Raw genomic sequence first — 5,220 nt, 5'->3', positions numbered from 1 at the left:
GAGTAAATGCCGATTATAACAGACGTTGACCTGCTATGCTATAATGCTGAACTTGCAGGCGCCAGAAAGCGACTGAATTACAAATCGCCCCCGCCAAGGCATAACGCAGGCCCATGTATTTTTTATAATAGCATAAGACAAGAGTGTATGGCGCTAGTCGAGAAGCCAGCGCAAGAAACTTGCACACGCTGCAAGTTCTTCAAAACCAGAACGGAGGATTATAATGCAGATGAATTCAAATAATCAGAAACCAACATTTGATTGGAGAAAATTTAAGTATGAGAACATAGCTGTTCACGTCAAGACTCAGGAAGAATACGATAACTTTATGAAAGAATGCAAGGCGCAGGGGCTTACATGGTGCACCGGCAAAGAAGTTGATAAGCTCAATCTTTGGCCGGACTGCGCATATGATACGTGCATAGTACATGACAATAGCGTTTCCGCACAAAGGGGACTGCATTATCAAAGGCTGGGCTACTATAAGAGATGCGGCTATGAGATAGAGGAATTCGCAGATTTCTATTTCCAAAAAGATTACCAACCGCTTAATTCAAACAGCAATCTTATCCCAGAAGAACAGATAGAATTCTTGGAAAAACCAACAACGCATACCTTGAAGCTGGAAGAATGCTTCTGTGAAGCAGTTGTCACAGGTAAGAAGTGTTTTGAAATTCGTAAAAATGACAGAGGCTTTCAGCCTGGAGACACGATTGAATTCATTCCAGTAAGTAACGGACATCCTGCTATTCATGTGATATCAAACCGCAGATATAGGATAACATATGTCCTAAGTGGTTGGGGGTTGAAGAATGGATATGTTGCATTCGGAATAGAGGAGGTAAAGAGATATGACTAGCTACAGAGAGCAGGCGTTGAAGAAACTCACAGACGAACGAGAGGACGTTAAGCTTAGCGGTGGAGCATCGGCGAACACAGTGCTGAGTACTATCATTCAGCCTGTCATAGACGCTCTTGAAAGTTTTGTCAAGCAAGACGAGGAGTTCGCACAGGCGGTCGCTCAGGGCGGCACACTTCAGAAGTGTTTTGAAGAAGTTTACAAAGCAATTAAGGATAGCAACTTTGCACTATCAGACTTCAAGACTTATGAGACCGCAGCGGGCTTTTTCTTCCCTGGCTGTAAGATACGCTATCACATGGATATAGACCTCTGCGGTAGTGTCAACAAGGAAGCGCCTGAGCAGAAACGCAAGTCGATCACAGTTTCTTTTGATGACCTTTTCTGAGAGGTGATTGAAAGTGTGGATAAACAATAACAAAGAACAGTCATTAGTATATAAGCCTATATTCACAGACTGTCTCACCCATGTCCAGAAAGAAGACGTTGAGGGCTTCCCGCCCCTCAACGTTGACGATTGTGCCGAGATTAATCGTCACTTTACGCCCTATATCTTTTACCGCAGGACTAGCCAAGGGCGCTATACCTGTTTCTGTACGTCCTGCAATCACGAATTTAAGGTCAATAGTAATGATTATGGTGATATATACCACACTGATGATAATATCATCAGGCATAACTATTTGGGTACCTGCCCATGTTGCGGTGTGAAAGCCAAATATAAAGCGGCAGGATATAAGCAAGTTCAATTAAATGAAGTAGTTGATTTCGTCATATATAAAGCCGTTGAAGAAGTGGTATATATATATGCGGCGACGATTCATAAAGACTATAACGAATACGGAACGGAGGACTTCGACAGGATCCCCAATCTTTGGGTCGATTTCCAAAAGCTTTACGTCCTGCGAAAAGGCAGTGCTGAGGTTTATCATTCGCATGCCTCATTCCGTCGAAACGGCTGGTGTTATATGATAGAGCCTATGAAGAGGAAAATGTGCAGTACATTCAATAACGGATTCGCTGATCACAGACAAGTATACCTATATAAGAATATAATTAAGGATACATTCTTAAAGTATTCAGGCTTTGATTGCTACTGTTGTCGCCACTACATAAGAGAGTATGACCAAGAACGTTATTATACCGCATACGCTATGTATCCGATACTTGAAATGGCGGTTAAAATGAACTGTGACACCATGGTGCAGGATCTGCTTTGGCGTAACAAGAAAAATTATAAGATATTGAACTGGAATGCAACATCGCCGAAAAAATTCTTCAAGCATCTAACGCTGAATGAAGTGAAAGCATTTCTTGAAAATCACACGCCGGCAAGAGTTATAGAGGTGTATCAGGACTTCAAGCGCAAAGGTAAGAAGAAAGACATTTTCTACTGCCGAATGTACAGCTATATTACTGATTACTGCACTAGCATTGAAAAAGCGGGCGTTGACCCTGAGCAGGTGCTCGAATACCTCAAGCGCATCATGAAACACGCTTCAGAGGAAGATCGTTGCCAAGACGATCACGCTGAATTAAGTCGTCTTGTGCGACTGTATGATGACTATGCTAACATAGGGCTGAAAATCGGATATGATTTTTCATTAAAAAACATAGCATTTCCGAGAGAGCTGAATGAAGCGCATGATAATGCAGTTGAGAACTTCAACTTCATGGAAGTTGAACGCAAGAGAAAAGAAGCCGCCGAGCGTGAGGAAGTCTATAAGCCCAGATACAAGAAGCTTTGCAAAAAATATAAGGGCTATAGCTATCCAGGCATTCAACTGGTCGTGCCAAAGAATGCCGAAAGCATCATCAAAGAGGGAAAGAAATTGCAAATATGCGTCGGCGGCTATGCTTCAAGGCATTGCAACGGCGCCACGACAATTCTATTCATCAGAAAGCCGTCTGACCTTGATAAGTCATGGTTTACGATTGAAATAGACAATGCTGACCATATCGTGCAATGCCACGGATTTAAGAATGAACAAGCCAAAGACCCCTTAACGGGCAAGAAGCTTGAAAAGCCTGAAATAATCAAGGCGTTTGAAGTCAACTTCCAAGAGTGGCTGAATAGTCAGAAGAAGCAGAATAAGAGGAGAAAAGCAAGCTAGGAGGAATTACAATGAATGAGATCAAACTAAGACCCGGTGAGGAGTTCGTATATAATGGTATACGTTTTATATGCCTCGACATTATCGACGGCAACTACTTAGCGATAACGGCTGATTGTTGGTGCGAAAAGCTTTTTAACGAAGAATACGAGGACGGCTGCAACAACTGGGAGAAATCCACTCTCCGGCGCTTTCTCAATGAAGATGTGCTTGAGGAACACTTTGATACGAAACATCTTGTAAAGCAAACGTCTGACCTTGTCGCAGATAACGGCGACAAAGCTTACGGCATTTGTGAAGATTATATAACGCTGCTCACTTGCGACCAGTACCGCAAGTATAGAGATTATGTGCCGCTCTTTGAAGGGTGTATGTGGACGCTTACTCCGTGGAGGTGCGACACCAGCTACGATCACGCCGTGCGTTACGTCTCCCCGGTAGGTGCTATCAGCTACGGCTATGCAGACAACAGTTACGGAATCGCCCCAGTTTGTTTGTTTAATGCTGATAATCTCACATTGCACTGACAGGTGCAGCTTATACCCACTGAATAACTAACCAAAATAGGAGGAAACGCAATGGAAAACACAGAAATTACAGTATCTATGAAAACGGCTATGGCAGAACATCAGCACATATGTGAATGCTACAGAACAGCCGCAACGGCTATCGTAGAAATGGGCAGGTCACTGAAAAATATCAGAGACTATAAGATCTACATAGCACTTGGCTATGAGTCTTTCAAAAACTATCTTGAAAGCAATGGCGATTACACATTCAAAGAGCGTCAGGCGTATACCTATATCAAACTCTATGAGGACAACAGTACAAAGTTTCTCGAAGAGCACGCAAGCATTGGCGTGACAAAGCTTGAACTTCTCTCCAAGCTTCCAGAGTATGAGCGTGAAGAATTCGCTGACACACATGACCTCGGCGGAATGACAGTTGAAGAAGTCAAAAAGTTAATCAAGGAGAAGCAGGCGTTAGGCGAGCAGCTGACATTCCTTGAGGAGGAGAAAAAGGAGCAGACAGAAAGTGCCGAATCCCTCAGAGCTGAGATTGAAGAACTGAGAGAAAAGCTTAAGCAGGCCGAGGACAAGCCTATCGAGGTAGTTAAGAGAGACCTCGACGAAGAAGAAATTGACAAGATAAGGCTGTCTGTCAGCCAGGAGCTTCACGCTGAGCACATGAAAGAGCTGAATGCGCTGAAGAAGTCAAGCCGTGAAGCCGTGAAGGCGGCAGAAGCTGAAAAAGATAACGCTCTTAAAGAAGCGCAGACAGAACGTGACAATGCAGTTAAGGAAGCCGTAGCTAAGTATGAGACCGCCCTCAGCAAGGCTAAGGCTGAGGCAGAAGAAGCGGACCACGCCAAGGCAGAGCTGGAAAAGAAATTGAAGTCAGGCAATACAAACGAAGCAAGGGTTGCGCTGAAGATCATCTTTGAAAACGTTCAGAAAGGGCTTACAGAATTTATTGAAAAAATCAATGATATTGAAGACCCGCAGACCAAGGAAAAGTTTATCACTGTCACAAGCAAGTGGCTCAGACAGGCGGCTGATGACCTTGAGGGGTAATGTTTTGAAAGCGAGACATAGATGACAACAGAAATAATCAATCAGCTATTCGGCATAAAAGAAAGCTTTGAACTTCCGCAGGCACTTCTTGCGAAACTTCTTGACAAAGTTGAAAAAGACAAGCTATGTAAGGAATTTGTCAAGCAAGGTTTCAACGGCAATAACGATTGCCTGCGTGACTATTTTCAAGAGAATAACGCAAACCGCAATAATCTAAAGCAGGATTATACGCCAGATTGTCTGTGCAAGTTGATTTCTAATCTTGCGCCAAAGTCAGAAAAGATAATTGATATATGTGCAGGAACTGGCGCACTGTCGGTTGGTATGGATAGGGATAGCGTCTTTCAATGCGAAGAATTATCGCAAATGAGTATCCCTGTGCTACTTCTCAATCTTGCGTTGAGAAATAAGAATGCTGTGGTTCTGCAAAAAAACGTCCTACTCAACGAAGTGCAGAAAGTCTATAAGCTGAGCAAATCGGACGAGTTCAGCGACATAGAAGTTGTTGATACGTATGAGGAGAATGCAACGGACGTTGTCATATCAAACCCACCTTATTCACTGAAATGGGAGCCAAAGTCAGACCCACGCTTTGAAGGCTATGACCTTGCACCTGCTAAGGCTAGTGACTATGCGTTTGTACTTGACGGCTTGTCGAGGCTGTCGGACGTGG

The 5,220-nt window shown here is 43.5% G+C and carries 7 protein-coding genes; 6 read left to right on the top strand and 1 reads right to left on the bottom strand.

The genetic code is table 11. The features are described 5' to 3' along the window. The first annotated feature begins 223 nt into the window (after positions 1-223). Entirely contained in the window at positions 224-859 is a 636-nt protein-coding gene (locus tag QVO88_RS11195; protein WP_022288541.1) for an ASCH/PUA domain-containing protein, read from the top strand. Further along, complete coding sequence (locus QVO88_RS11190; RefSeq protein WP_022288540.1) at positions 852-1,247, top strand: hypothetical protein; 396 nt, start codon at positions 852-854, stop codon at positions 1,245-1,247. Before QVO88_RS11195 ends, QVO88_RS11190 begins: the two co-directional genes overlap by 8 nt. 43 nt (positions 1,248-1,290) lie before the next feature. Here QVO88_RS11190 and QVO88_RS11185 read toward each other — a convergent pair whose 3' ends face one another. Beyond that, positions 1,291-1,536 carry a hypothetical protein gene (locus QVO88_RS11185; RefSeq protein ID WP_288178032.1) on the bottom strand — a complete coding sequence of 82 codons (246 nt, stop codon included), beginning with the start codon at positions 1,534-1,536 and terminating at the stop codon, positions 1,291-1,293. Between the two features lie 477 nt (positions 1,537-2,013). On the opposite strand from QVO88_RS11185, the gene QVO88_RS11180 reads away from it, so the two are divergent. The 4 genes from QVO88_RS11180 to QVO88_RS11165 form a co-directional block, all read left to right on the top strand. Continuing rightward, positions 2,014-2,973 carry a PcfJ domain-containing protein gene (locus QVO88_RS11180; RefSeq protein WP_288178031.1) on the top strand — a complete coding sequence of 320 codons (960 nt, stop codon included), beginning with the start codon at positions 2,014-2,016 and terminating at the stop codon, positions 2,971-2,973. A gap of 11 nt (positions 2,974-2,984) precedes the next feature. Next, positions 2,985-3,500: a hypothetical protein gene (locus tag QVO88_RS11175; RefSeq protein ID WP_022288538.1), complete on the top strand. Its 516-nt coding sequence runs from the start codon at positions 2,985-2,987 to the stop codon at positions 3,498-3,500. A gap of 51 nt (positions 3,501-3,551) precedes the next feature. Continuing rightward, positions 3,552-4,547: a DUF3102 domain-containing protein gene (locus QVO88_RS11170; RefSeq protein WP_022288537.1), complete on the top strand. Its 996-nt coding sequence runs from the start codon at positions 3,552-3,554 to the stop codon at positions 4,545-4,547. A gap of 21 nt (positions 4,548-4,568) precedes the next feature. Continuing rightward, positions 4,569-5,220, top strand: a 652-nt coding sequence (locus QVO88_RS11165; RefSeq protein WP_288178030.1) for an N-6 DNA methylase, incomplete at its 3' end; no start/stop codon positions are given.

Origin of the sequence: Ruminococcus sp. CAG:57 (assembly GCF_000435935.1) — a bacterium.
Classification (GTDB): domain Bacteria; phylum Bacillota; class Clostridia; order Oscillospirales; family Ruminococcaceae; genus Hominimerdicola; species Hominimerdicola aceti.
The sequence above is the reverse complement of the archived record's forward strand: the minus strand, read 5'-3'. Positions and strand labels throughout refer to the sequence as shown.